Here is a 23393-nt window from a genome sequence, read left to right on the forward strand (position 1 = left end):
CGGCGGTTTATGACTGGCTGCCAGGCTGGCGCACGCCAATATGGGATTCTTGCCGCGCCTGGGCCAGCGAAACCTGGCGCTGACGTTCGCGGTAGCCGTGTTTTTGTTCGTCGGTGGTGCGGGCGTGGCAGTGCGCGCAGCTCACGCCCAGTTCATACAAAGGCGACTGGCGGTCTTGGGCGCTCAAGGGGTCTCGGCACGAACGGCAGAGCGTGAAGTCGCCGGGATTGAGGCCGTGGCCGACCGAGACGCGTTCGTCAAACACAAAACATTCGCCTTGCCACGCGCTGCTTTCCTGCGGCATGGTTTCCAGGTATTTGAGGACGCCGCCTTCCAGGTGATAGACCTCGTCAAACCCCTTCGCGCGCAGGAAAGCGGTGGATTTTTCGCAGCGAATGCCGCCGGTGCAGAACATGGCGACTTTGGGTTTTTTGCCATTGACCGTAGCCAGCTTGCCGCCCTCGGCCATTTCCTTGTCCACCCAGCCGGGCAGTTCTGAAAAGCTGTGCGTCGCAGGGTTCAGCGCGCCTTTGAACGTGCCTATCGCCACTTCATAGTCGTTGCGGGTATCGACCAGCACCAGGCCGGGCTCGGCAATCAAGTCGTTCCAGTCTTGCGGCTTGACATAGCGGCCCGCCATCAGCGCAGGATGCACGTCGGGCACGCCCAGCGTGACGATTTCGCGCTTCAGACGCACTTTCATCCGGTAAAACGGCATACGGGCGGCATACGCTTCCTTGTGTTCGAGCGACGACAGGCGCGGATCGTTGCGCAAAAAAGCCAGTACCGCATGCACGCCATCAGGCAGGCCGGCAATCGTGCCGTTGATGCCTTCGGCGGCAAGCAGCAGCGTGCCTTTGACGCCCTGCGCTTCACAACACGCCAGCAGCGGTGCCTGCAGCTCGGCATGGTCGGGCAATTCAACAAATTTATAGAGCGCAGCGGTCAGAAAGTCTTGCATGGTGGTGAAAAGGGATGAAAGAACGAAAAATTTGAGTCAACGGCTTGCCACAGGGAAAAAGCGTCATGGCGGCAGCGCACGGGGCTGAGGATGAACGGAATTATCCGGTGGCCGAGCGATTTTGGAGAAACCCGCTGACACAGTAGTTTGCTGCAATGCAACAAAATCTTCTTTGCCAAATTCAAAAAAGAAAGTCGCGGCTGGTTTTTAACCCGACCGATGGCTTGCAAGTTGTCCAATCCTCTCACGATGCCCTAGCCCTTATGACAAAAAGTCTGACCAGCCTCTGGCTCAAAAATCTTCGCCGCGTGGGCAAAGCCCAGCAAGCGCAGGGCCGCAAGCTGTTTACCAGTATGCTGACCCCAACTGCGCGCGCACCCGCCGTCAAAAAGCGGGCGGCCCCGGTTAAACCGCGTCAGCCGCTCAAGGCTGTCAACACGCCAGTCGCCAAAGCGGTGGCTGTGGCCAAGCCGCGCCGCAAACCGGCTCCTACGCCAAAACTTGCGGGTGCGACTTCGCCGGGCACTTTAACGGGCACTTGGCAAAAATCTTTTTTTACCCTGCCGCAAACGGGGCTGGCACCTCCCCGGCGGATGCTTTACTGGCTTTACCTGCCGTCCGGGGTCACTGCCGCCACGGCGCGTCCCTTGGTGGTCATGCTGCATGGCTGCAAGCAGACGCCAACTGACTTTGCTGCCTCGACCCGCATGAACCAGCTGGCCGAACGCAAGGGCTTTGCGGTGCTGTATCCGCAGCAATCAGCCGCCAGTGACAGCAACCGTTGCTGGCACTGGTACAAGCGCGCCACGCAGCAGGGCGAAGGCGATGTGATGCTAATTGCCGAAATGATCAAGCAAGTGCAGGCTAAACACCGGCTGGACACTAGCCGCACTTACGTGGCGGGGCTGTCGGCGGGGGCGGGGCTGGCGGCTATTTTGGCGCTGCGCCATCCGGAGCTGATTGCGGCAGCGGGGCTGCATTCGTCGCCTGTTTTTGGCACCAGCGACTCCCCCCTGAGCGGATTTCAGGCGATGCAGCAAGGTGCCAGCATGAAGCATCGGGAAGTGGCTGCCGAATTTGTGGCTGGACAGCCGGCGTTTCCCGGCATGCCCGTGATGCTGATTCACGGCAAGAGCGACTCGGTGGTGCGGCGCGTCAATGTTGACCACTTGGCGGCGCAATTCACCCTCATTGATGCGCCTTTCATTACCAGCGCCCAGCCGGTGCTGCGCAGTTATGCCGGTCGCACCGGGGGGCGCAGCCCGCGCCATGCGTACAAAACAACGACTTACTACGCGGGCCGCAAGCCCGAGGTGGTGAAGTGTGAAATTGACGCACTTGGCCATGCCTGGAGCGGCGGCGAGGGCAGCTTTGACTACAGCACGCCCGAAGGGCCGGACGCGACCTTGCTGCTGTGGAACTTCTTTGCGCTTCACAAGCGTGTGAAAAAAGCGCCTGCCAAAGTATCTGTTTTGAAGCGAGCTTGAGAGATTGACGGGTGATGGCGGTGAAATTCCGCCGGCTGACTCGCCCCGCTTCTTCAGCGCACTGTTTTTTGATAAATTCAAGCCATAAAGCGCTTATGCGCAATGCAGGCGTGCGCAAGCTGCTCTGTTTTTTATAGCAAAAAGCAATCAGCCGGTTATTTTCGTAATCCGGAGAAAGCCGCTTTGCAGGCCGTCGCCACGCGCGTAGCCAGCAATTTCACCCGCTGCCTGAGCCTGCGGCTCCAGCGCCAAGGCAAAGAACTGCGTACCTGGCGCAGCTTGTAGTCTTTCCAGATTTTCCAGGGCACATAGAGGCTGGCGAACCACTGAATCTGCATGAGCGCGGGCTGCGTCAGCTGAAACAGACGCGCCGCGAATGCCGTGCCGGCCAGTTTGGCCAACACAATGATTCCCAGACCCGTTGCCACATGGCCTTGCCCCAGCAGGTAAACCGCCAGCAGCTTGATGGGGATCAGCGCCAGCACCGGAACACCAAACGCCAGCAAGGCCGCCCACGGAGGAAGGCGAACGATCAGGCGCTCCAGCTGACGCCAGACCGGCAACCGGCCCAGCGCCGCAAAAACTGCGGCCAACGGCTCCCAACCCCATTCCTCGAACAGCAAAAACAAGGCGACTGCCGAAAAAAGCAGTGCCTTCAGAAGCCTGTGAAGAAAGCGCAATGGAAGTAGCCGACATCAAGGCCGCAGGTTGCTGATCGGCCTGCCTGCTTATCTAAAAGGCGTGTTGTCGCGGCGCTCGGTGATGTCATGCGTAATCATGCCGGGCCGATTTGCCAGACGATCTTCGAGCTGGCCCATGTAGGCCGCCAGCGTGTTGTCCGTTTGCTCCATGCGAGCCAACAACACTTGCTGCTGCTGGGCAAAACGGTCTGCCAGCACGGTGCCCAAGGCGGATTCACGCCGTTGCTCGGCCAGCGTCTGCTCTTCCAGATAGGCGCGCAACTCGGTGAAGCGCGAAGCCTCGGCCTTGTCGGCCAGCTCGCGCTGGGTGTTGAGCTCGCGGGTGTGCGTGCGCGCTTCAAGCGCGTATTTGCTTTGCGTGTACAGCGCGCTGGCCATAAAGATCAGCAGCGTGGCGACCAGCAAAGCCAGCATGACGAGGCCCAGCGGCAGCTGGATGGTGGTGAAGCCCAGGCTCAGCACACTGATACGGGTAAATTCATCCACGTTCAGCGCGACGAAACCCGCCACCAGCAAAATGGCAAGAATCATCAAAATGGTGCGAAAGCGCATGGAAAACCCCCTTGAAAAAAGTAAAAGACTGCAATAAAGCAGGCTGATTATGAGGTGAAAGACCGATTTAAGCTGTGGGACAATTTCGCCCTTTGACGTCAGCTTGCACGGAGGACGCTCTGGCAAGCGGGTGAAATCCATCACCTCTGGCGCCTACCTGAAGTGAACATGCAAAAAATCATTCGCCAGATTGCCGCTGAAATCAATGCCCAGGAGCACCAGGTCAAGGCCGCCGTGGAACTGCTCGATGGCGGTGCCACCGTGCCCTTCGTCGCGCGCTACCGCAAGGAAGCCACCGGCGGGCTGGACGACATTCAGCTGCGTGAACTGGAGCAACGCCTGAGCTACCTGCGCGAGCTGGAAGACCGCCGCGACGCCGTGCTCAAAAACATTGACGAGCAGGGCAAGCTCACGCCCCAACTGCGCGCCGCGATTGAATTCGCCGCCACCAAGCAGGATCTGGAAGACCTGTACCTGCCTTACAAAACCAAGCGCCGTACCAAAGGCCAGATCGCGCGCGAAGCGGGCCTTGAGCCGCTGGCCGACCGCTTGTTTGCCAACCCGTCGCTAGTGCCTGCCGATGAAGCCGCCGCTTTCGTGAAGGCCGAGAAAAACGAAAGCGGCGACGATTTCACCACCGTGCAGGCGGTGCTTGACGGAGTGCGCGACATTCTGAGCGAACGTTGGGCTGAAGACGCGCTGCTGGTGCAGTCGCTGCGGGGCTGGCTGTGGAGCGAAGGGCTTTTTTCGTCAAAACTGGTCACCGGCAAAGACGAAAACAACGCCGACAACGCCAAGTTTCGCGATTATTTTGACTACGACGAGCCGATTGGCCGTGTGCCGTCGCACCGGGCGTTGGCTGTTTTTCGCGGCCGGGGGCTGGAGATTCTGGATGCCAAACTGGTGTTGCCGGTGCCGCCGATAGCAGGTCAGCCGAGCATCGCTGAAGGAAAAATTGCGCTGCACCTGGGCTGGAGCCACAAGGCCCGGCCCGCCGATGACTTGCTGCGCAAATGCGTGGCCTGGACCTGGCGCGTCAAGCTCAGCCTGTCGCTGGAGCGCGACTTGTTCACCCGCCTGCGCGAGGACGCCGAAAAAGTCGCCATCAAGGTGTTTGCCGACAACCTGCGTGATTTGCTGCTGGCCGCACCCGCTGGCCCGCGCGTGGTGATGGGGCTGGACCCGGGCATTCGCACCGGGGTGAAGGTGGCGGTGGTCGATGCGACGGGCAAGCTGGTCGAAACCGCGACGATTTACCCGCACGAGCCGCGCAAGGACTGGGACGGCTCGCTGCACGCGCTGGCCAAACTGAGCGAAAAGCATGGCGTGAACCTGATTGCCATCGGCAACGGCACCGCCAGCCGCGAAACCGACAAGCTGGCGGCCGATTTGATCAAAATCATGTCAAAAACGACTGCAGCGCAGGCAGGACATGCGCAACCAGCTATTGAAAAGGTAGTGGTCAGCGAAGCCGGCGCGTCGGTCTATTCGGCCAGCGAATTTGCCAGCCAGGAAATGCCCGATGTGGACGTGAGCCTGCGCGGTGCGGCCAGCATTGCGCGTCGCCTGCAAGACCCGCTGGCCGAGTTGGTCAAGATTGACCCGAAGTCCATCGGCGTGGGTCAGTACCAGCACGACGTGAACCAGAGCGACTTGGCGCGCAGCCTGAGCGCGGTGGTCGAAGACTGCGTGAACAGCGTCGGCGTGGACTTGAACACCGCCAGCGTGCCGCTGCTGGCGCGTGTGTCGGGGCTAAGCCAGACGGTGGCCAAGTCAGTCGTACGCTGGCGCGATGCAAATGGCGCATTTGCCAGCCGTGCCGATTTGCTCAAGGTGACGGGGCTGGGCGCCAAGACGTTTGAACAAAGCGCGGGCTTCTTGCGGCTGCGCGCCAGCAGCAACCCGCTGGACATGACCGGCGTTCACCCCGAGACGTATTCAGTGGTTGAAAAAATCATGGCGCACACCGGTAAACCGGTAGCCGAGTTGATGGGCCGGGCCGAAATGCTCAAAACCTTGAAGCCCGAGCTGTTTGCCAACGAGAAGTTCGGCGTCATCACGGTCAGGGACATCCTGGCGGAACTGGAGAAACCCGCACGCGACCCGCGCCCTGACTTTAAAGTGGCGCGTTTTAACGACGGCGTGGAAGACATCAAGGATTTAAAAGAAGGCATGACGCTTGAAGGCACGGTCAGCAACGTGGCGGCTTTTGGTGCGTTTGTTGATATTGGCGTGCATCAGGATGGCTTGGTGCATGTCAGCCAGCTCGCCAACAAGTTTGTCACCGACGCCCGCGAAGTGGTCAAGACCGGCGATATCGTCAAGGTGCGCGTGACCGAAGTGGATGTCGCACGCAAGCGCATCGGCTTGACCATGAAGCTGGACGCCGCACCAGCGCGCCGTGATAACCGCTTTGAAAGCGCTAAGCCAAGCCCGCAAAATCGCGGCGGTGCGCGTCAGGGCGTGCCGCAGCCGGCGGCTTCAACGGCGATGGAATCTGCTTTTAGCAAACTGGCGGGGCTGAAGAAGTAACGATTTCAGGCTGGCTGCACCGGAAAAACGACTTTTAATAGTCAAACAGGCCTCTTGCGCAATACAGGCGGACACAAGCAGCTATGTATTTAATAGCGGCTTGATGCCCGTTCACATCGAAGCTTCAAGCATGGCTTCGTAGTCCCCGACGCTGGCCAAGCGTGGATTCGTCTTGTGGCAATGGTCGGCCATCGCGCCTTCAATGATCTGGCCGAACTGCGCACGCTGCACGCCCAGCGCGCCCAAGCCGGTCGCCAGGCCGAGGCGGGCGTTCATGGACTTGATGGCGTCGGGAATCTCGCTGCCTGATGCCAGGCCCATCGCGCGGGCCATGCGGTCCAGACGATGCTCTTTTTGCACCGATTCGGCTTCGGCGTTAAAGCGCACCACGGCGGGTAAAAACAGGGCGTTCAGTGTGCCGTGATGCAGACGCGGATCGACGCCGCCCAGACTGTGGCTCAGCGAATGCACGCAACCCAGGCCTTTCTGAAAAGCCATCGCGCCCTGCATCGACGCGCTCATCATGTTCAGCCGTGCTTCCCGGTCGCTGCCGTCGCGGGTGGCGCGCTCGATATGCGTCCAGCCGCGCGCCAGGCCATCGAGCGCAATGCCGTCAGCTGGTGGATTGAAAGCGGCGGACATGAAGGTTTCCATGCAGTGCGCAATCGCGTCCATGCCGGTGGCAGCGGTCAGGTGGGCGGGCAGGCCCAGCGTCAACTCGGGGTCGCAAATAGCGGTTTTTGGCACCAAATGCCACGAATGAAAACCGAGCTTGCGGTGATCGTCCACGATGATGATCGCGCCGCGTGCCACTTCACTGCCCGTGCCGCTGGTGGTGGGAACGGCAATCAGCGGGGCTGCGCGCTCGGTGATTTTCAGCGAGCCGCCTTCGATGGTGGCGTAGGCGGTGAGCGGGCCTTCGTGCGTTGCCGCAATGGCTACGCCCTTGGCGCAGTCAATGGCCGAGCCGCCACCGACGGCAATCAAGCCGTCGCAGCCGCTGGACTTGTACAGGGCGGCAGCGGCCCGCACGGCGGCTTCGGTGGGGTTGGAAGGCGTCTGGTCAAACACTGCCACTGGCATGCCGGGCAGGGCGTGCAGCGCTTTTTGCAAAATGCCGGCGGCCTTGACGCCCGGGTCGGTCACGATCAGCGGCCGGGTGATGCCGACGCGCGCGCATTCCTGCCTGAGCAACTGGATGGCGCCAAATTCAAACTGGACTTGGGTGACGTAGTAAATGAAGGCCATGGCGGGGTGTCTTTCTGCGTTGTACGATGCGGCCCATCACTTTAATGGCTGGAGCTTCTCTTGAGTTACAAGCAAACCCTGATGACGGTCACTTTGGCGATAAGCCGCTTTGGCGCGCCCATGCGGTCGGCACGTGTTTCGGTGGCGTTTTTCTAATGCATTTCAAAACGTCTGAAAGCCTGCTGACGCCTGCCATGCGGGGCGTCCTCAGCCGCATGGCCCGCGCCCAGCGCCCGCCATTTCATACGCTGACGCCGCAGCAAGCCCGGTCTGCTTACGAAGCTGGTTCCGGGGTGCTTGAAATTCCCAAGCCGGTATTGGCACGGGTCGATGATTTCAGCATTCCGGTGCGGGACGGCCATCACATACCGGCGCGCCTGTATGCGCCATCGGCGCAAAAACTGCCGGTGCTTTTGTATTTCCACGGCGGCGGATTCACGATTGGCAGTATTGCCACGCACGACGTGTTGTGTCGCCAGATCAGCCACCTGGCAGGCTGCGCCGTGGTGTCGGTCGATTACCGCCTGGCCCCGGAATTCAAGTTTCCCACGGCGGCAAATGATGCGTGGGATGCGCTGCAATGGCTCGCAAGCCATGCTGCTGACTTGAACCTTGACGCGAAGCTTATGGCGGTGGGCGGCGACAGCGCAGGCGGCACACTGGCGGCGATGTGTGCCTTGCTGGCGCGCGATGCTGGCTTGCCGCTGGCGCTGCAACTGCTGTTTTATCCCGGTTGCGCAGCGCATCAGGACACGGCGTCGCACCGCAGGTTTGCCCGTGGCTTTGTGCTCGAAGACGTTGATATCACCTGGTTTTTCAACCATTACCTGCGAACCCCGGCTGACCGGGAAGACTGGCGTTTTGCGCCGCTCAATGCGCCGCATGTGGACGATGTGGCGCCGGCCTGGTTTGGCCTGGCCGAATGCGATCCGCTGGTGGACGAGGGCGTTATGTATGCCGACAAGCTGCGGGCCGCTGGCGTGCCGGTAGACCTGGAGATTTATCGCGGCGTGACCCATGAGTTCATCAAGATGGGCCGCATCCTTCCCGAGGCGCGCCATGCCCACGCCGATGCAGCCCGGGTGCTGCGACAGGCCTTTCATTTGAAGCATCCCTTATGAATCGACAGGATTTCCGGCTTTTTCACCGCTTGCGTGTGCGCTGGGCTGAAGTGGACATGCAGAAAATTGTCTTCAACGCCCACTACCTGATGTATTTCGACACCGCCATCACCGACTACTGGCGCGCCCTGGGCCTGCCTTTTGAAGAGGCGATGCGCCAGTTGGGCGGCGATCTCTACGTCAAGAAAGCCAGCGTTGAATACCACGGCTCGGCCCATTTTGACGATGCGCTGGAGGTGGCGATGAAATGCAGCCGCATCGGCAATTCATCGATGATTTTTTCGGGTGCGATCTTTCGCGGGGCTGAATTGCTCATTACCTGCGAGCTGGTGTATGTATTTGCTGACCCGGTTTCACAAACCTCGCGCCCGGTGCCGTTGGCGCTGCGCCGACTGGTCGAGCGCTTTGAGGCTGGCGAGTCGGTGCTGGAGATCAAGGTCGGCGACTGGGCCGCCTTGGGGCAGGATTCGATGAAGGTGCGAGCGGCAGTTTTCGTAAAAGAACAGGGCAGGGCACCCGCCAATGAAAGCCATGACGTTGACAGCCTGGCGCTGCATGCGGTGGTTTACAACGGCCTGGGACAGACGGTTGCTACGGGGCGGCTATCGGGCCTTGAGGCTGCACCTAGCAGGATTGAACGCATGGCGGTTCATCGCACCTTGCGGGGTTCCGGGGTGGGGCGCGTGCTGCTGCAGACGCTGATGGATGCCGCCAGACAGCGCGGTCACGCGGAAGTCGCGTTACAGGCACCGTGCAGCGCTGAAGGCTTTTATCGACGTCAAGGGTTTGTCGCGCGGCGTGATGGTTTTGATGTGGGTGGCATCCCGCATATCGATATGGATCGTAGGCTGTGAGTTGAAAAGACCCACTGAGGTTTAGTGGGTGCGCGCTGGATTGTCATAGCGGCTTGTTATTTTCTTTGTATGTAATCTACAAAATTTATTTATTCAATAAAAATACCAAATCAGCCAAAGCTAACAACATCGGCCAAAAAAAGCGATCAGGCACACAGTAAAGCCTCTGAATGCATGGGCTCAAATGTCTTCGAGCAACGGGTAGGGCAGCGGCAGCAAGGTCAAGCCTGCACCCGTTGCACTGCCCAAAGTCAGGCGTCGTTCATCAGGATGCGCTTGCGCATCTGCCGCCACAGAGGTCTGCATTGACACGATGGCATCAAAACCACCGCCAGGGTTTGCCGCTGCAGCCGCCACCAGACCGCAAGGCTGGTCTGCATCCTGGACATGGAAAACTTCCTGCCCAACGGCAGGCGATCCATCGGTATGAACCAGATAAGCGCGCCGTTTCAGCGTACCCCGAAACTGGCTGCGCGCCACAATCTCTTGACCCGGATAGCAGCCTTTCTTGAAGTTCACACCGCCCACTGATTCGTAGTTGAGCATTTGCGGCACAAACGCTTCAAAGATGGGTTGGGTAATCATCGCAATGCCCGACTGCAATTCAAGCCAATGCCAAAGGCCGATATCAATGGAATTGCCCTGAGGCGACGGTGAACCCGCAGGCGCACACAACAGCGCTCGTGGCTGGCTGGCCGCAGGGTAGAGAAACACTAGATTTGAAGCATCAAAATCAACTTTTGACCAAGTGGAATGTGCGCTGCCAGCTATGGATTCAATAGCGGCCCCCATTACGCCATACAGCGCAAATTCACCGCTGGCGTCGCTGAGCTTGGCCTTGGCGCGCATCAAAAACATAGACAGGCGCTTGAGCGTTGCCGCCAAAATGTCCCGACTGCAAACCAGCAGAACCTCTTCCGGGCTGCGTTTGAACAACACAAAGCTGGCCTGCATCCGCCCTTTGGCATTGCAAAAAGCGGCCAGGCGCGCATGTGTCAAATCAAGTTGCGCCACATCTTGCGTTAACTGGCCTTGCAAAAACGTCACGGCGTCTTCACCGACTGCCCTTATTACCCCCAGATGCGTCAGTTCGACAATGCCGGAAATCGGGGGTGTTGGGCTGGGTATGGTCATGGTCTGTGTGCTCTGGTAAGGAAGATGTCGTGAATTATCATAGCCCCGTGTTTTCACGGTTTTCTGTTCAAAAGGTAGTTCGGCTGTGCGTCGTGTCTTTAAAATTCTGCTGATATTGGGAGTTGCCGCCGCGTTGCTGTTGGGGGCAGCTTTTTGGTGGCTGAACCACGCCATGCCCATCCGGTTGCCGCCTGGCGCGCAGGTGGCCGACCTTGAAATTGAACACGGTACTTCCTCTAATGGTGTGGCTGAAACCGTCGTGGCCAGCGGCGCTGATGTGCCGGTCGCCATGCTGCAGGCCTGGTTCCGGCTTTCAGGTCAGGCCCGGCTGATCAAGGCGGGCAGTTATGAGTTGGTCCCTGGCACCACGCCGCGCAAGCTGCTGAGCATGCTGGTTCGCGGCGAGGAAACATTGAAAAGCATCACGCTGGTTGAAGGCTGGACGTTTTTGCAAGTGCGCTCAGCGCTACAAAAAGCAGAGCAGCTTGTGCCCGACACGCTTGCGCTAAGCCCCGAAATGATCATGGAAAAGCTGGGGAAGCACGGCATTCATCCTGAAGGACGGTTTTTTCCGGACACTTATGCCTATGCAAAAGGCTCCAGTGATTTGGCATTGCTCAAAAGGGCGGCCCGCGCCATGGATCGCAGGCTCGATGCCGCCTGGAGTCTGCGGAGTTCTGACACGCCGCTGAAGTCCCCAGACCAGGCACTCATTCTGGCCAGCATTGTTGAAAAAGAAACCGGCAAACCCTCAGATCGCGCGCAGATTGGCGGCGTTTTCAGCAACCGCTTGCGTATTGGCATGCCTCTGCAAACAGACCCCACCGTGATTTACGGGCTTGGACTGAAGTTTGACGGCAACCTGCGCAAACGCGATCTTCAAGCCGATACGCCTTACAACACCTACACCCGTCTGGGTTTGCCGCCCACACCGATTGCCATGCCCGGCAAAGCCGCATTGCTGGCAGCCGTGCAACCCGCACCGACCAAAGCGCTTTACTTTGTATCGCGCGGTGATGGCAGCAGCGAATTCAGCACGACTCTGGAAGAGCACAACCGTGCCGTCAATAAATACATTCGGGGCCACTAAATATGACCGCTACGCTTGATGCTTCGCATACCACGCGTCACCGGGAAAACGCTGGCAATCCGGCACGGCCGCATTCGCAATCTCAGGGAATTTTTATCAGCTTCGAGGGCATCGATGGTGCCGGAAAATCGACCCATATTGCCGGGCTTGCCGATGCGTTCCGGGCGGCAGGCCGTGCCGTCACCCTGACGCGTGAGCCCGGCGGCACGTTGCTAGCCGAAAAGCTGCGCAGTATGGTTCTGGACGATGCGATGGATCCGTTAACCGAGTCGTTGCTGATTTTTGCTGCCCGACGCGACCATCTGGTTCGCGTGATTGCACCGGCTTTGTTGCGCGGCAACGTAGTGCTTTGCGACCGTTTTACCGACGCCACGTTTGCCTATCAGGGCGCAGGGCGCGGGTTTGATCTGAATGTCTTGGCGACGCTGGAAAAATGGGTGCAGTCCGATGAGGGCCTGCTGGGCGATCCGGCGGGCAATCAGCCCATGAAGCCGAAGGTTGAAACCGTGATGGAGCCCCATCTCACGGTCTGGTTTGACCTGCCGCCTGAAGAGGCTGCGCAGCGCCTGACTGGCGCGCGCATCCCCGACAGGTTCGAGTCGCAACCGGTTGATTTTTTTCGCCGTGTCGCGCAGGGTTATGCAGATCGGCAGCAAGGTCATCCGGAACGATTTGCCCGCATTGACGCTGCACAAAGCCGTGAAGCCGTGTGGGAATGCGTCTGGCAGGTATTTGTCGAGAAAGGGTGGCTGGAAGCAGCCGCGTCGTCATGAGTGACACCCATAGCGCCTTGAATGCGGGTGTGCCTCTCGCACCCTGGCTTCAAATCCAGCTGGAAAGTTTGCTCGCTCAGCGTGGGCATGCCTGGCTGCTCAGCGGGCCTTCGGGGTTGGGTCAATTTGATCTGGCGCTGGCGCTGGCTGGCGCGTGGCTTTGCGAACAGCCCACCGTGAAGGGTGCTTGCGGCCACTGCGGCAGCTGCCATGCCGTGGCGGTGCATACGCATGCTGACCTATGCATGCTGATGCCGGAAACCTTGTCACTCACGCTCGGCTGGCCGCTCGATGAGAAAACGCAGGATGACTTGGACAACAAGAAACGCAAGCCCAGCAAGGAAATCAAGGTAGATGCTGCGCGCGAAGCCGTGACATTTACCCAGTTCACCCGATCACGCGGAAACACCAAGGTAGTGTTGGTGTTTCCGGCCGAGCGCATGAACCACATCACGGCCAACACACTGCTTAAAACGCTGGAAGAGCCGCCAGGTGCCGTCAAATTCATCTTGGCGACAGAGGCCGCACATCAGTTGCTTCCAACAATACGCAGCCGCTGCCTGGGGCACACCATGCTCTGGCCAGATTTTGAGCAGGCTCTGGCCTGGCTTGGCACGGAAACCGTGCGTCAAAACGCAGCCGAAGGTAATTTTAAAAAACCGGCGCGTCCTGCAGACCCGGCTGATTTGAAAACACTGCTGGTGGGGGCGGGCGGACGCCCGGCAGACGCGCTGGTCTGGGCGCTAGGCAAGCCGTCCAACGAAGCAGCACAGCACTGGCAGGCTTTCCCAAAAGCCATGTCCCGGGGTGAAGTCAGTGCGTTGGCCGACTGGGCACCTGCCAAGGCGGTGGATGCGCTACAAAAACTTTGCCATGATATGTGGGCAGTCCGTGTGGGTGCATCGCCCCGGTTTTTTAATGCCAATGATCTGCCGCTGCGCATTTCAAGCCGTCCAGGCGGTGTACCGCATTCGCCGGGTACCGAGTTCAACGCATTGGCCAATTGGGCAAGTGCGTTGAACGCTATCGCGCTAACCGTCGAGCACCCGTACAACCCCGGATTACTGATCGAGTCCCTGGTCAGCCAAGCAAGAAAAGCACTCAACGCTGGCTAAAGCGTTATCAAGCGCTTACCAACCTATAAACGAGAAACATGAGTACCACACCTCCCGTCAGTTCCTCCGCTTCTGCAGCCCCACGCCCCAGCATTGTTCAGCTGGCCATCAAGGACAAAGAAACTCTTCATGCCGCCTATATTCCTCTGTTCAAAGAAGGCGGCATCTTCATTGCTTCTGCACGCGAATACAAGCTTGGCGATGATGTCTATATTTTGCTGACCCTGCCTGATGACACGGAGCGCTATCCCGTGGCCGGCAAAGTGGCCTGGATTACGCCCGCACAAGCAGCGGCAAACCGCTCTCAAGGTGTTGGCGTGCGGTTTCCTCCCGACGAAAAATGCCGCATGCTAAAGAGCAAAATTGAAGAAATCCTGGGAGCGCGCCTGGCTTCAGGCCGTCCTACTCAAACCATTTAATTTAAATGTTATCTACATATTTTTGCTTCGAAAATAATCAATAAATGTTCACCGATTCCCACTGCCATCTAAGCTTTCCTGAACTCCAGACTCAACTACCAGAAATTCGTTTGGCAATGCAAGCTGCCTTGGTCGACAGGGCACTGTGCATTTGCACCACACTGGAAGAGTTTGAAACAGTTCATCAGCTCGCCACGACATACGACAATTTCTGGTGCACGGTCGGCGTGCATCCCGATAACGAAAAGGTACTTGAACCCAGCGTTGCTGACTTGATAAGTCGGGCAAGACTGCCAAAGGTGGTCGGTATTGGTGAAACAGGACTGGATTATTTCCGGCTCAAAGACCGCACAGTGGCCGACATGGAGTGGCAACGCGAACGCTTTAGGGTTCATATCCGCGCTGCCCGTCAAACCGGAAAACCCTTGGTCATCCACACCCGATGCGCCTCGGACGATACCCTGGCTATTCTGAAAGAAGAGGGTGAAAGTCCAGGAACAGAAAGCAGGGCGCGTGGCGTATTTCACTGCTTCACAGAATCTATAGAAGTCGCAAAAGCCGCCTTGGATCTGGGGTTTTATATTTCGTTTTCAGGCATCGTCACCTTTAAAAATGCAAATGACATTCGGGATGTAGTCCGCTTCGTACCTTTGGATCGCCTTTTGATTGAAACCGACAGTCCTTACCTGGCACCCATGCCGTATCGTGGAAAGATCAACAATCCCTCCTACGTACCGCTGATAGCGCAGCAGATTGCCGACGTCAAGCAGCAGCCACTGACAGCAATTGCCAAGGCAAGCAGCCATAATTTTGAAATGCTATTTGATGGAGTTACTGCACATGATTAGCGTGTTCAAGATTGCCCTAAAAGGACTGCTTTGTCTGATCATGTTCAGTGTCTTGGGCACTGCAAATTCCGGTTCTTATGACGATTTTTTTAAAGCAGTCAAGCAAGACAACGCAAAAAAAGTCAAAGATCTACTCATAAACGGATTTGACGCCAACACGCCAGATGCGAAAGGTATGACTGGTTTGCACCTTGCGGTGCTTGAGCCATCGCCTAAAGCGGCGCTGATGCTGATTGACTGGGCCAAAACAGATGTAAACAAACTCAACAAAAAAGGTGAGAGTGCGCTCATGCTGGCTGCGCTGAAAGGCAATCAGGAGATAGCTGAAAAGCTCATCAAAAAAGGTGGCGACGTCAATAAAACCGGCTGGACTCCTTTGCATTACGCTGCTACGGGTGGCTCGGTACCCCTCATCAATTTATTGCTCGAGAACAGCGCCTATATTGATGCTGGATCTCCCAATAGCACCACGCCTTTGATGATGGCCGCCATGTATGGCACATCAGCAGCTGTCGATTTTTTGTTGCAGGAAGGAGCGGATCCATCGATAAAAAACCAGCAAGTGTTGACAGCACTGGATTTCGCCCAACGAGGCAGTCGACCCGATGCAGTAAAAGCGATTGTTGCGGCCTTAAAAAGTAAGCATCCAGCCGGTCAATGGTGACGAGTGGACAAGCAAGATACGACGTTCTTGCTTGGACATTTTCAATCTTCTACGATGTATATTGTGGTTTTTCTGAACCCGTAGAGGGGCATTTTCGCGTTCTACGATAGTTCTTTTGTTAACTAAAACCCGCCCTTGCAGCGGGTTTTTTTCACTTTTCTGGCTGAGAAATTATTTTCAAAATAACGAAAATAAATCCAAAAATCGTAATTTTGACGCTAAATTACAACAGAAAAGCCATCGGTTACCAATAAGTCCCTGAAATTACTTTGATGATTAAGCGCAAGGCCAATGCAGCACAAAAAACATAGTAGAGGTATTTTAAGCAGACCTTTGCCCAAGGCCAAATCATCAAAGGCCCAGGAGTTGAAAAATTATTATGCTGCTCAGAAGAACCATTGTGATAGCCGTGAATATCGCCACGATCACGTTTTTTCCAAGCTTCTTTGTAATAGTCGCGGTCCTGCATTCCCATGCCAAGACTGTAACAGCCAAAGAGGTTTTTTAGGGCGACGGTCTGACGGCGGCATTTGTCGTGGAGTGCGCCACGCGTAGCCGAGTTGTGATGTGCGAGCTGCTCAATGCGGGTTCAGTCTTCGCTTCGCTTACATGCTTCGCATAACACAAAAAAACGCGTTGTGCATAACTTTGTGAATAAGTTATAGAAAAAAGTTATGCACAGATTTTGTGGATAACTTTCTGTGGATATTTATTGGAAATAAGTTATCCACAGGTTGCAAATAAAGCATCCAAAAACATTGAATGTAATCAACGTAGTTGATTCGTAAAAACAGGGCCGTCCTTTGAGGCGTTGACCGGATTCTCGACAGACGAGCGCCGGGAGCCGTCAGCAATGACCACGGGCGCGGCGTTGGAGCCGGAGCCGATGGCTGGAGGGTCACAGGTCACTGTCCTGACAGTGGTTTTGTAAGTCAAGTAGCCCATGCACTCGGAGAGAGGTTTCCAGCCGTAGCCAGCCGCCAGCAGATCGACCTGGTTCAGATCAAAAACGCGCTGACCACCGGCAGAGACGGCGAAAGCGTAGACCATTTTCCCCTTGAATTTTGCCCATCCAACGATGTGGACGAGTTTTTCGCGCAGTGGCTCGGGGTCCAGTTCGGGTGGAGGCGCGGGCGCTGGAGCAGATGCGGCAGGAGATGGTTTTGAGGCGGTGGAGATTACCGGAGTTTGTCCAGGTGGAACGGGTAAGGGCGTAGTTCGGTTTTCAGACTGGACGGCATTGACGGCGCGGGCATAGGCAGGATCAGGTTTGACCTTTGAGGAGGGCCAAAACGCATAGGCACCATAGATGACCGTTCCGGCGAGCCAGATCCACTTGAAGCGGTTGAACTTGACGATGAAGGGGGCCACGTCGGTGGCGCTGGATTCCGCGACGCTATTACCCTGGGTGTGGCTCTTGTAGAGCGGGAAAAATTGCGGTTGATATTTGCGTTCGTCTGTGCTGATGACGGCACCCCGGTAGCCTGCATGCACCTTGCGAATGTAAGAGCCTTTTTTGCCGAGGATGTCGGCTTTTCGGACTTTGATCAACATCGCCAGCAAGCGGGCAATGGGTTGATTCACGTCCCGGAAATTCTGGGTCATCAAAAGCACGTCAACGTTGAAATGTCGGTGCAGTTTGAACCACTCGACCACCTGGGGATCAGTGGACTGCCCGGAGCCAGCGACGGACAGGCAGACGTGGCATTCATCGACGACGAAAAGAGCGCCGCGACCGTCAGAGTGTCGCCACGTATCGTAGTAGTCCCAGACACCGCCGAAGGTCACCAGATCGCGCGGAGGGCTGCGAACAAATGCGGTTTGATTTGCGCCTGCGAATACCTGAACAGCAGGCAAGGCGGGCGGCTGGTGGTCCAGAGAGAACAGCTCGAAGGCGTTGCCTTGCCCTTTGTCGTCTACGCGGTTGGCGTCCCACGTTCCGAGGACTTTACGGGGACGAGAGCGGACTTCAATCAGCGCCGGGAAAGCGGGATCGATGCCGCCGAAAAGCTCAATATTCAGGGGCAGGTTGGTGATGACTTTGCGGCCGGACTTGAGGGCTTCGAGGACGTGAAAGACCACGGCTTCGTAAGACTTGCCGGAGCCGGGAATACCTTCGAGACCGTTGATCATTTGCAAACCTCAAAGCGCACAGACCAGAGAATCAACTGGACGACTGAAATGGCAAAAAACGCCCCACAAAAAAAGGTACTCGTGATCACGAGGGGGTTTCTGTTGAGAACGCGCCTGAAATAAGTCATGAGCCGAGCCTGACGAAAGGAATGAGCTGGAGGACGAGACGCACCGCGATGGCCGAGGCGATGATGTTGATGGCAGTGCCAGCGCCAAGCAGACCGAGGATATTGGACACCTCAGCAGGCAGGGAACCCCATGCGCTTAGGTTGGTTGTAATGCCTGATACATCGATGCCCTCAATGCCACTTTTAGCAAGATCAAGGAGCTGATCGAAAGGCCAAGTAACCACATCGCGAAGCAGATCCCAGACAGCGACAAAAACGGCAACGAACAGGCGGCCAATCCATTCAGCAAAGCCAACGACTTTGGCAAGGATGGCGGTAAAAAAAGCGCCCATATCAGCCGCCGAAAATCAAACGACGAGCCAAGAGGAGGGACGAGACAACGATAACGACTTTGCCGAAGTCCCAGACCCAACACGGCGGAGAAACGTCAGCCGTGCCATAAGACGCCCAGCCTGCAAAATCAAGCGGAATTGTAAAAACAGGACAGGAGCCAGTTGCGGCCAGCGTGGGCATGATGTCACGCCCCAAAGTAAAAAGAGGGGTTGATTTAATAGAAGCCATTTTTTCATTCCAAACGCCAGTAATACCATCAGGATAAACACGTTCGTATAGTTTTGGAATGGGAGGAAAGGCTGAATCAGAAAATGAATAATCTGGTTTTTCTTCAATCGGATTATTGTCTGTACTAGTCCCGGTTGTAGTTGTCTCACCCGTTGCATTATCTTTAACAGTAGTAACAACAGTAGTAGCAGGCGTTACAGTAACTTTAGGCGTAACCGTACCATTTGGCCCAACCTCAGAAGAATAAGTCAACGTATTTTTTGGAGTAGTAGTTTTAGTAGTAGTTTTAACACCATCATCAGTCGTTTCTACAATAGAAGGGCCGGAAACAGAGGCTGGACCACTAATAACTTTAGGCGGTGTAACTGGTGTACTACCGGGCGCACTATCAGCAGGATAATAGTCCCTCATATCTGTAGGAGCATAAGAAATCGGGATGGATGCGCCTTTTTTTATTAACTCTTCAACCTGAGCAGGCGTAGTTACTTTATCGGGTTCATTCATATGAGGAGCAATATCATCCATGCTCGCAGGAATCCAATAATCCTCTAAAAACGGCGAACCTTGACGAGGGTAAACAGAAAAACGACCCTGATAGGAGCTATCGAGAGGGCCAGAAAAGAGTTGACAGCTACCCAACTCGCCAGAGTCAGGAACAGGAGCCAAAAAATTAGAGCGGTACGTCGAGGGAAGAGAGGCGGCACCACAAACGGACGAAGGAGTAGTGCTGACACCCTTATAAATAGTGCCGTTAACTGGAAAGTCCACGTAATATTCCGTGCAAGTAGTGCAGGAGGAACGCTGCTTATTAAACTCAAAAGGGGTAGAGCCGCCACGCTCAGACAAAGGCCCAAGACGAGTACGCGAGCTATTGAAATAATCAGCAATCATAGGAGCCATAGTAAGAGCAGTAAGACCGATGCCAACAACACCAGAACCACCCATTGCAAGCAGCTTGACAGCACTAAAAATACTAGCGCCAGTAGCAACGCCTTTGGCAACAACTGCAACCTCACCAGCGCCAACGGCTAATTTTGCAGGAATACTAACAGCAACCGCACCGCCAGAAGTTGCAGACTGCCAAATGAGATTGGCAGCCATGCGAGAACCAGAGCCACTATTTGCGGGAGCAGCATAAATAATATGCCCGCCTGCACCGATAACACGATCCCACCCAACGGGAGCGACAGGTAAAGCAAAAACAAGCTGAGAATAAAAAAATCCGCAGAAAGCACAGAACAGGAAAATAATATTTTTCACTGATTACCTGCTTTCATACCGAGCACAAAACAAAAGGCGCTCAAGCCGCCCAGCATGGCAACAAGGCCAAAGAATAGGGCAACGAGAGCGCCGGAGGCCATGGCTGGTTAGACCTTGCGAACGATGCGCTTGGCGAGGTCGGGGCCTTTGAAAACCAGCGCAATGCCGACGATCAACAGGCCAGCAGCGCCAACCTTCACAGCGATGCCGGACAGGTCAACCGCGTCCAGTGCGGCATCGAGGCCGGTGGACTGGGCAAAGGCAGAAGCAGCGGCCAGATAGCCAGTGGTTGCCAGAGCCAGTTTCGCGCCGTATTTGCGAGAGAGAGTGCGGACGTTTTTCATAAAAACTTTCAGAGAAAACACTATCGAAATTGATAGCACAAACGGCAGCAGGCAACCGTTGAGGCTATGAACTTAGAGGCGCTTGATAAGGCCGAGGGCAACGCCGATCTGGTAGCCGAGGAAGAAGCCAAGAAGCACCGCGCCAAAGCCCCAAGAAAAGACCTTGGCAATCTCAATGGCGGTAATGCCAAATTGCGCAGGGTCTAAAACTTCGGCAGTGGTAGACCATTGCTGAGCTTCTGGAGGACAAGGCGTGGCTTCGCTGGTGCAGACGAGAAAGCGCATAGCGCTCAATCCTCAAAATCGCCCAGGTCTTCATATCCGCAAGACTGGCAAACGAGGACATCCATGCCACCGGCATAAACAAATTTAAATTCTTCTGAGCCGCACTCAGGGCACACCTCAGAGGCGTATTCGCCGTTTTCGTTTTCCATTTTTTTCCTTGAGTTAAGAGAGCAGGGCACGGCAGCAGCGAACCGCGCCAGCGGACAGGGGGGCCATTGCGGCGAGGCCGAGGATCAAGAGCTGAAATTGGTTCATGGCTGGACATCAGAGGGGTAGTCGTTTGCTGTGCCAAGAGAAATAGGAACTCCAATTGCTGCCAAATCTTTAATTTCCTGCAGTCTTGCTTTACTCTTTTTTGCAACTGCTACAGGGTCAGAATTACGCTCTGCGCGTCTAAGATCGTTCGCTTTTCGGAATTGATCCCACGTGATACGAGCGCCGGAAGTATTGAGAATTTCAATAAATCGCTTATCAACATTGAATTGCATATAAAGCAGACAGAGTTATCAAGAATTAATCGAGTAATCGTTTACTGTGCCGAGACGATCCAGATCGACCAGGATGGGCTGGTCTTCGGGTTCGCAGTTGTCGGCGACGAGCTGATGAACAGCGTCGAAGTCGGTAAAGACGCCGCCACCGGCTTCACGGAGCGATGCAATCCACACGGGTTCCCCACCGTCCAAGGCGGGGCAAAGAAATCGGCCTGTGACGTTGGACTGAATGAGGAAGCGGGGCATGGTTAGGCAGCTTTGCGTTGTGGCGCAGGAGCGGGCACCAAGGCCAGCAGCGTGAGCTTAGAGGAGTTGTCGGCACCGGCGACAACGTCAAACGTAGCGACGCAAGGAAGGCCGGACTCGGGCCATGCGTCCTTCATGTTTGCCCACTTTTCAAACTCGGAGGCGTCGCCCAGCTTGAAGGGCCGGGTTACGTTGCCGATGGAGCGGCCAGCGGTGTTTTCGGCCATGTCGACGGCGAGATGAAAAGTGGTGCTTGAAAAGGCTTTGCCTTCAAACGAACCTTTGGATTCTTTGATGGCGTGGCAGGTCACGTGAGATTGCATTTTCATAATTGGAAGTCCTAACCCCTGTTAAGCCGGTACGAAAGCCGGGGCGCTTTCGGGCTGTGAAAATAGGCGGCACTTGGCCGAGCTGAAGGCGCGAGCAAGTTCGGAGGGCGCGAAATTGCGAAGGCGACCGGGAAGGGCTTTGTTTGTCACAAATTCGAGAAAATCATCCCCGAGGTGATTCCAGAGCGCGGCCATCGTGGGCGCGGCAGTATTCAGCGCCCACTTGATGTTTTTGAAACATTCGGCCTCTACCGTCAGGGCAGGAAGCCGGGCAATCGTGGCAACTTTCTCAGGGACAACGGAATCATCGGCAAGGCTCAGGGCGTGGGTGTGCCAGTCGGAGGCACCGGCGAAGAAATCAGCAGGACGGCGCAGAATGTCAGTGGAGAGGACGCGCAGCTTGTTGCCGTAGCGCAGTTCGGCGCGGAGCCAGTTGGTGACGCCGGGGCCGAAAAGCTGATCCCCTTTTTCGTAGCAGTTGGTGATTTTTCCGGCTTCGCGGGAGCCGAAATAGAAGGAGCGGCTATTTTTGTTTGCCCAGTCACCGAGGCAGGAGGACTTGAGGCGACGGCCACCAACATCACACGCGCCAGCCCGGTAACCCTCAAAAATCGCCATGATTCCGCCGGGGAAACCGTCGAAAAAGTCCAGTGCCAAATCGGCGCGGGTTAGCTTGGCGTCCACTTCTTCGATGAGGTCTGCGATACGGTGATTCCATCCGGTTTTAGCGAAGGTGCAGGCAGCGCCGAAAATGTTCACGTGGAGGGTTTGGGACTGCGCTTTCTGCTTGGGAGAGTCACCGGAGGAGAGGAAGCCGACCCAGCCGCACTCTGCATCGTTGCGCTCGATAATCCAACGGCATTTGTAGAAGTCGTGACCCTTGCCAACGGCGGGGTTTACGCTGAAATCAGGGCCGAGGGCTTCGCAGGTCTTTTCTGCGAGTGCAAGGGCTTGCGCTGAAGGGAAAAAATCTTCGTCGGGTGTTTCGTTCAGCGCGACCTCTATCAAGTGGCGGCGGTGCTGCTGACGAAGAAAATCATTGTGATTTGCGCCGGGATTAGAGGCGAAATAGTGAGCTTCGAGGCTGGAATTTTTGGATTTTTCGTAATCGGCAACAAAGTCAGAATGCAGGGGAAAAATACGATCTGCTGCAAGCGTGGGCTGATTACGGCAGAGAGTTGTGAAACGTACCCAATCAACATGAACAGGGGTTTTTGTTTCGGCACGCTCAGCGAGCAAACGCAACTTGATAACAGAACCATCAAGGACAAGAGAGGATTTTGTAGGGCGAGTCACAAAACGGCCTTATCGTTGGTTGAAGTTTGGTTATCCCCGTGATTACCATGGGGGTGGACTGAAAAATCAGCGCCTGCGGCGGGCGCCGTATCCCCGCAGGCGGGGACCCTCGTCGCCCGCGCGCTTCGCAAGGTGAGCTCCAAGCGTTTCCACAAAGAAGGATGGTTTTGATGTGCTTTGCGGTAAGCAACAGCAAGGCGTTGAGCAGGGGACACGCCCGGAAGCCGTGGAACTGCCAAGTCATCGGGCTTTTTTACCGGGCGTGTGAAAACAGGAGAAGAAGAGGACATGGCAGTTCCAGAAGGGCTAAAGTTCAAAAAATGCTTATTTGCAAAAGTTGGCAAAAAAGACACAAACGAAAGTTAACAGCATGACGACTACTGCGCAAGGCCCGGCAAGACTGGCGGCACTCATCGCAGACGCAACAAAAGCGGCTGGAAATGCGTCCAGGTTGGCGGAATTTTTAGAGGACACGAAACACAACGTCAGTGCATGGAAGCACGGAAAAAGAACGTGTCCGATTGAGGCTCAAATACTGATGGCCTCACTCACAAAACGGAATATTGACGAGGTGATTAAAGAGGCGCTGCTGGAACGGAATGCAGGCACTCCCAGAGGAGAAAAGCTAGTTTCGGCGCTGGGAAAAGTGGGATTACTGGGTGGCGTAGTGACAGCTTCAACGCTATGCGGGCCAGACGCTTTGGCAAGTAATTTGCCCGGTCTTCTACGATGTATATTGTGGTTTTTCTGAACCCGTAGAGGGGCATTTTCGCGTTCTACGATAGTTCTTTTGTTAACTAAAACCCGCCCTTGCAGCGGGT

General features: G+C 56.1%; 27 protein-coding genes. 11 read left to right on the top strand and 16 right to left on the bottom strand.

Translation table 11 applies throughout. From position 1 onward, the window contains the following. Positions 1 to 7: 7 nt before the first annotated feature. Complete coding sequence (gene trhO, locus RCH06_RS09470) at positions 8 to 961, bottom strand: oxygen-dependent tRNA uridine(34) hydroxylase TrhO (RefSeq protein WP_327081208.1); 954 nt, start codon at positions 959 to 961, stop codon at positions 8 to 10. A 263-nt stretch (positions 962 to 1224) separates the two neighbouring features. Between trhO and RCH06_RS09475 the strand changes: the two genes are divergently transcribed. After that, a complete protein-coding gene (locus tag RCH06_RS09475) occupies positions 1225 to 2448 on the top strand; it encodes an extracellular catalytic domain type 1 short-chain-length polyhydroxyalkanoate depolymerase (RefSeq protein WP_327081209.1) in 1224 nt (407 codons plus the stop codon). A 155-nt stretch (positions 2449 to 2603) separates the two neighbouring features. Here the strand turns inward: RCH06_RS09475 and RCH06_RS09480 are convergent, their stop codons facing one another. After that, positions 2604 to 3077 (bottom strand): hypothetical protein, encoded by a 474-nt coding sequence (locus RCH06_RS09480; RefSeq protein ID WP_327081210.1) that lies wholly within the window; start codon positions 3075 to 3077, stop codon positions 2604 to 2606. A gap of 99 nt (positions 3078 to 3176) precedes the next feature. Further along, positions 3177 to 3701 (bottom strand): hypothetical protein, encoded by a 525-nt coding sequence (locus tag RCH06_RS09485; RefSeq protein ID WP_327081211.1) that lies wholly within the window; start codon positions 3699 to 3701, stop codon positions 3177 to 3179. Between the two features lie 168 nt (positions 3702 to 3869). Here RCH06_RS09485 and RCH06_RS09490 point away from each other — a divergent pair, with 168 nt between their 5' ends. Then, positions 3870 to 6233, top strand: a complete 2364-nt coding sequence (locus RCH06_RS09490) for a Tex family protein (RefSeq protein ID WP_327081212.1) — start codon at positions 3870 to 3872, stop codon at positions 6231 to 6233. A 111-nt stretch (positions 6234 to 6344) separates the two neighbouring features. Here RCH06_RS09490 and RCH06_RS09495 read toward each other — a convergent pair whose 3' ends face one another. Beyond that, on the bottom strand, positions 6345 to 7481 hold the full coding sequence (locus RCH06_RS09495) for an iron-containing alcohol dehydrogenase (RefSeq protein ID WP_327081213.1): 1137 nt from the start codon (positions 7479 to 7481) through the stop codon (positions 6345 to 6347). A gap of 155 nt (positions 7482 to 7636) precedes the next feature. Between RCH06_RS09495 and RCH06_RS09500 the strand changes: the two genes are divergently transcribed. Both RCH06_RS09500 and RCH06_RS09505 read left to right on the top strand, forming a co-directional pair. Beyond that, complete coding sequence (locus RCH06_RS09500; protein ID WP_327081214.1) at positions 7637 to 8602, top strand: alpha/beta hydrolase; 966 nt, start codon at positions 7637 to 7639, stop codon at positions 8600 to 8602. After that, entirely contained in the window at positions 8599 to 9456 is an 858-nt protein-coding gene (locus tag RCH06_RS09505) for a YbgC/FadM family acyl-CoA thioesterase (protein ID WP_327081215.1), read from the top strand. The genes RCH06_RS09500 and RCH06_RS09505 overlap by 4 nt, the downstream gene beginning before the upstream one ends. 180 nt (positions 9457 to 9636) lie before the next feature. Here the strand turns inward: RCH06_RS09505 and ygfZ are convergent, their stop codons facing one another. Then, positions 9637 to 10590: a CAF17-like 4Fe-4S cluster assembly/insertion protein YgfZ gene (gene ygfZ / locus RCH06_RS09510; protein ID WP_327081216.1), complete on the bottom strand. Its 954-nt coding sequence runs from the start codon at positions 10588 to 10590 to the stop codon at positions 9637 to 9639. Between the two features lie 85 nt (positions 10591 to 10675). Between ygfZ and mltG the strand changes: the two genes are divergently transcribed. The 6 genes from mltG to RCH06_RS09540 are packed head-to-tail and all read left to right on the top strand — an operon-like array spanning position 10676 to position 15499. Continuing rightward, positions 10676 to 11680, top strand: a complete 1005-nt coding sequence (gene mltG / locus RCH06_RS09515) for an endolytic transglycosylase MltG (protein WP_327081217.1) — start codon at positions 10676 to 10678, stop codon at positions 11678 to 11680. Between the two features lie 2 nt (positions 11681 to 11682). Further along, positions 11683 to 12453 carry a dTMP kinase gene (gene tmk, locus RCH06_RS09520; RefSeq protein ID WP_327081218.1) on the top strand — a complete coding sequence of 257 codons (771 nt, stop codon included), beginning with the start codon at positions 11683 to 11685 and terminating at the stop codon, positions 12451 to 12453. Continuing rightward, positions 12450 to 13568 carry a DNA polymerase III subunit delta' gene (locus tag RCH06_RS09525; protein ID WP_327081219.1) on the top strand — a complete coding sequence of 373 codons (1119 nt, stop codon included), beginning with the start codon at positions 12450 to 12452 and terminating at the stop codon, positions 13566 to 13568. Before tmk ends, RCH06_RS09525 begins: the two co-directional genes overlap by 4 nt. A 38-nt stretch (positions 13569 to 13606) precedes the next feature. Further along, positions 13607 to 13987, top strand: coding sequence for a PilZ domain-containing protein (locus RCH06_RS09530; protein ID WP_327081220.1), 381 nt, complete (start codon positions 13607 to 13609; stop codon positions 13985 to 13987). A 44-nt stretch (positions 13988 to 14031) separates the two neighbouring features. Beyond that, positions 14032 to 14835: a TatD family hydrolase gene (locus RCH06_RS09535; protein WP_327081221.1), complete on the top strand. Its 804-nt coding sequence runs from the start codon at positions 14032 to 14034 to the stop codon at positions 14833 to 14835. Continuing rightward, positions 14828 to 15499: an ankyrin repeat domain-containing protein gene (locus RCH06_RS09540; RefSeq protein WP_327081222.1), complete on the top strand. Its 672-nt coding sequence runs from the start codon at positions 14828 to 14830 to the stop codon at positions 15497 to 15499. Before RCH06_RS09535 ends, RCH06_RS09540 begins: the two co-directional genes overlap by 8 nt. A gap of 244 nt (positions 15500 to 15743) precedes the next feature. On the opposite strand, the gene RCH06_RS09545 is transcribed toward RCH06_RS09540, so the two are convergent. From RCH06_RS09545 to RCH06_RS09595, 11 genes are all read right to left on the bottom strand, one after another. After that, a complete protein-coding gene (locus RCH06_RS09545; protein ID WP_327081223.1) occupies positions 15744 to 15974 on the bottom strand; it encodes a hypothetical protein in 231 nt (76 codons plus the stop codon). Between the two features lie 293 nt (positions 15975 to 16267). Continuing rightward, positions 16268 to 17632, bottom strand: coding sequence for a zonular occludens toxin domain-containing protein (locus RCH06_RS09550; RefSeq protein ID WP_327081224.1), 1365 nt, complete (start codon positions 17630 to 17632; stop codon positions 16268 to 16270). A gap of 124 nt (positions 17633 to 17756) precedes the next feature. Then, on the bottom strand, positions 17757 to 18092 hold the full coding sequence (locus tag RCH06_RS09555; RefSeq protein WP_327081225.1) for a DUF2523 family protein: 336 nt from the start codon (positions 18090 to 18092) through the stop codon (positions 17757 to 17759). Position 18093: 1 nt separating this feature from the next. After that, positions 18094 to 19581, bottom strand: a complete 1488-nt coding sequence (locus tag RCH06_RS09560) for a hypothetical protein (RefSeq protein ID WP_327081226.1) — start codon at positions 19579 to 19581, stop codon at positions 18094 to 18096. Positions 19582 to 19688: 107 nt separating this feature from the next. Further along, a complete protein-coding gene (locus RCH06_RS09565) occupies positions 19689 to 19925 on the bottom strand; it encodes a hypothetical protein (RefSeq protein WP_327081227.1) in 237 nt (78 codons plus the stop codon). A 72-nt stretch (positions 19926 to 19997) separates the two neighbouring features. Then, positions 19998 to 20210: a hypothetical protein gene (locus tag RCH06_RS09570; RefSeq protein WP_327081228.1), complete on the bottom strand. Its 213-nt coding sequence runs from the start codon at positions 20208 to 20210 to the stop codon at positions 19998 to 20000. Positions 20211 to 20215: 5 nt separating this feature from the next. After that, positions 20216 to 20359: a hypothetical protein gene (locus RCH06_RS09575; protein ID WP_327081229.1), complete on the bottom strand. Its 144-nt coding sequence runs from the start codon at positions 20357 to 20359 to the stop codon at positions 20216 to 20218. A gap of 102 nt (positions 20360 to 20461) precedes the next feature. Next, the gene (locus tag RCH06_RS09580) at positions 20462 to 20698 is read right to left on the bottom strand and encodes a hypothetical protein (RefSeq protein WP_327081230.1); all 237 of its coding nucleotides are present in this window, start codon (positions 20696 to 20698) and stop codon (positions 20462 to 20464) included. An 18-nt stretch (positions 20699 to 20716) separates the two neighbouring features. Next, complete coding sequence (locus RCH06_RS09585; protein WP_327081231.1) at positions 20717 to 20947, bottom strand: hypothetical protein; 231 nt, start codon at positions 20945 to 20947, stop codon at positions 20717 to 20719. 2 nt (positions 20948 to 20949) lie between these two features. Then, a complete protein-coding gene (locus RCH06_RS09590) occupies positions 20950 to 21276 on the bottom strand; it encodes a hypothetical protein (RefSeq protein WP_327081232.1) in 327 nt (108 codons plus the stop codon). A gap of 21 nt (positions 21277 to 21297) precedes the next feature. Then, positions 21298 to 22572: a replication initiation factor domain-containing protein gene (locus RCH06_RS09595; protein WP_327081233.1), complete on the bottom strand. Its 1275-nt coding sequence runs from the start codon at positions 22570 to 22572 to the stop codon at positions 21298 to 21300. A 370-nt stretch (positions 22573 to 22942) separates the two neighbouring features. On the opposite strand from RCH06_RS09595, the gene RCH06_RS09600 reads away from it, so the two are divergent. Further along, positions 22943 to 23323, top strand: a complete 381-nt coding sequence (locus RCH06_RS09600) for a hypothetical protein (protein WP_327081234.1) — start codon at positions 22943 to 22945, stop codon at positions 23321 to 23323. Positions 23324 to 23393 lie beyond the last annotated feature (70 nt).

Origin of the sequence: Polaromonas sp. CG_9.5 (assembly GCF_035984465.1) — a bacterium.
Lineage (GTDB): Bacteria > Pseudomonadota > Gammaproteobacteria > Burkholderiales > Burkholderiaceae_C > Polaromonas.

What these genes read in the sequence shown, in the direction of transcription:
- RCH06_RS09570 (WP_327081228.1), bottom strand. Translation starts at nt 20,210, where the DNA reads ATGCGCTTTCTCGTCTGCACCAGCGAAGCCACGCCTTGTCCTCCAGAA.
- RCH06_RS09535 (WP_327081221.1), top strand. Translation starts at nt 14,032, where the DNA reads ATGTTCACCGATTCCCACTGCCATCTAAGCTTTCCTGAACTCCAGACT.
- RCH06_RS09585 (WP_327081231.1), bottom strand. Translation starts at nt 20,947, where the DNA reads ATGCCCCGCTTCCTCATTCAGTCCAACGTCACAGGCCGATTTCTTTGC.
- trhO (WP_327081208.1), bottom strand. Translation starts at nt 961, where the DNA reads ATGCAAGACTTTCTGACCGCTGCGCTCTATAAATTTGTTGAATTGCCC.
- tmk (WP_327081218.1), top strand. Translation starts at nt 11,683, where the DNA reads ATGACCGCTACGCTTGATGCTTCGCATACCACGCGTCACCGGGAAAAC.
- RCH06_RS09495 (WP_327081213.1), bottom strand. Translation starts at nt 7,481, where the DNA reads ATGGCCTTCATTTACTACGTCACCCAAGTCCAGTTTGAATTTGGCGCC.
- RCH06_RS09500 (WP_327081214.1), top strand. Translation starts at nt 7,637, where the DNA reads ATGCATTTCAAAACGTCTGAAAGCCTGCTGACGCCTGCCATGCGGGGC.
- RCH06_RS09550 (WP_327081224.1), bottom strand. Translation starts at nt 17,632, where the DNA reads ATGATCAACGGTCTCGAAGGTATTCCCGGCTCCGGCAAGTCTTACGAA.
- RCH06_RS09530 (WP_327081220.1), top strand. Translation starts at nt 13,607, where the DNA reads ATGAGTACCACACCTCCCGTCAGTTCCTCCGCTTCTGCAGCCCCACGC.
- RCH06_RS09525 (WP_327081219.1), top strand. Translation starts at nt 12,450, where the DNA reads ATGAGTGACACCCATAGCGCCTTGAATGCGGGTGTGCCTCTCGCACCC.
- RCH06_RS09490 (WP_327081212.1), top strand. Translation starts at nt 3,870, where the DNA reads ATGCAAAAAATCATTCGCCAGATTGCCGCTGAAATCAATGCCCAGGAG.
- RCH06_RS09590 (WP_327081232.1), bottom strand. Translation starts at nt 21,276, where the DNA reads ATGAAAATGCAATCTCACGTGACCTGCCACGCCATCAAAGAATCCAAA.
- RCH06_RS09600 (WP_327081234.1), top strand. Translation starts at nt 22,943, where the DNA reads ATGACGACTACTGCGCAAGGCCCGGCAAGACTGGCGGCACTCATCGCA.
- RCH06_RS09485 (WP_327081211.1), bottom strand. Translation starts at nt 3,701, where the DNA reads ATGCGCTTTCGCACCATTTTGATGATTCTTGCCATTTTGCTGGTGGCG.
- ygfZ (WP_327081216.1), bottom strand. Translation starts at nt 10,590, where the DNA reads ATGACCATACCCAGCCCAACACCCCCGATTTCCGGCATTGTCGAACTG.
- RCH06_RS09475 (WP_327081209.1), top strand. Translation starts at nt 1,225, where the DNA reads ATGACAAAAAGTCTGACCAGCCTCTGGCTCAAAAATCTTCGCCGCGTG.
- RCH06_RS09565 (WP_327081227.1), bottom strand. Translation starts at nt 19,925, where the DNA reads ATGAAAAACGTCCGCACTCTCTCTCGCAAATACGGCGCGAAACTGGCT.
- RCH06_RS09575 (WP_327081229.1), bottom strand. Translation starts at nt 20,359, where the DNA reads ATGGAAAACGAAAACGGCGAATACGCCTCTGAGGTGTGCCCTGAGTGC.
- RCH06_RS09580 (WP_327081230.1), bottom strand. Translation starts at nt 20,698, where the DNA reads ATGCAATTCAATGTTGATAAGCGATTTATTGAAATTCTCAATACTTCC.
- RCH06_RS09555 (WP_327081225.1), bottom strand. Translation starts at nt 18,092, where the DNA reads ATGGGCGCTTTTTTTACCGCCATCCTTGCCAAAGTCGTTGGCTTTGCT.
- RCH06_RS09540 (WP_327081222.1), top strand. Translation starts at nt 14,828, where the DNA reads ATGATTAGCGTGTTCAAGATTGCCCTAAAAGGACTGCTTTGTCTGATC.
- RCH06_RS09505 (WP_327081215.1), top strand. Translation starts at nt 8,599, where the DNA reads ATGAATCGACAGGATTTCCGGCTTTTTCACCGCTTGCGTGTGCGCTGG.
- RCH06_RS09545 (WP_327081223.1), bottom strand. Translation starts at nt 15,974, where the DNA reads ATGGGAATGCAGGACCGCGACTATTACAAAGAAGCTTGGAAAAAACGT.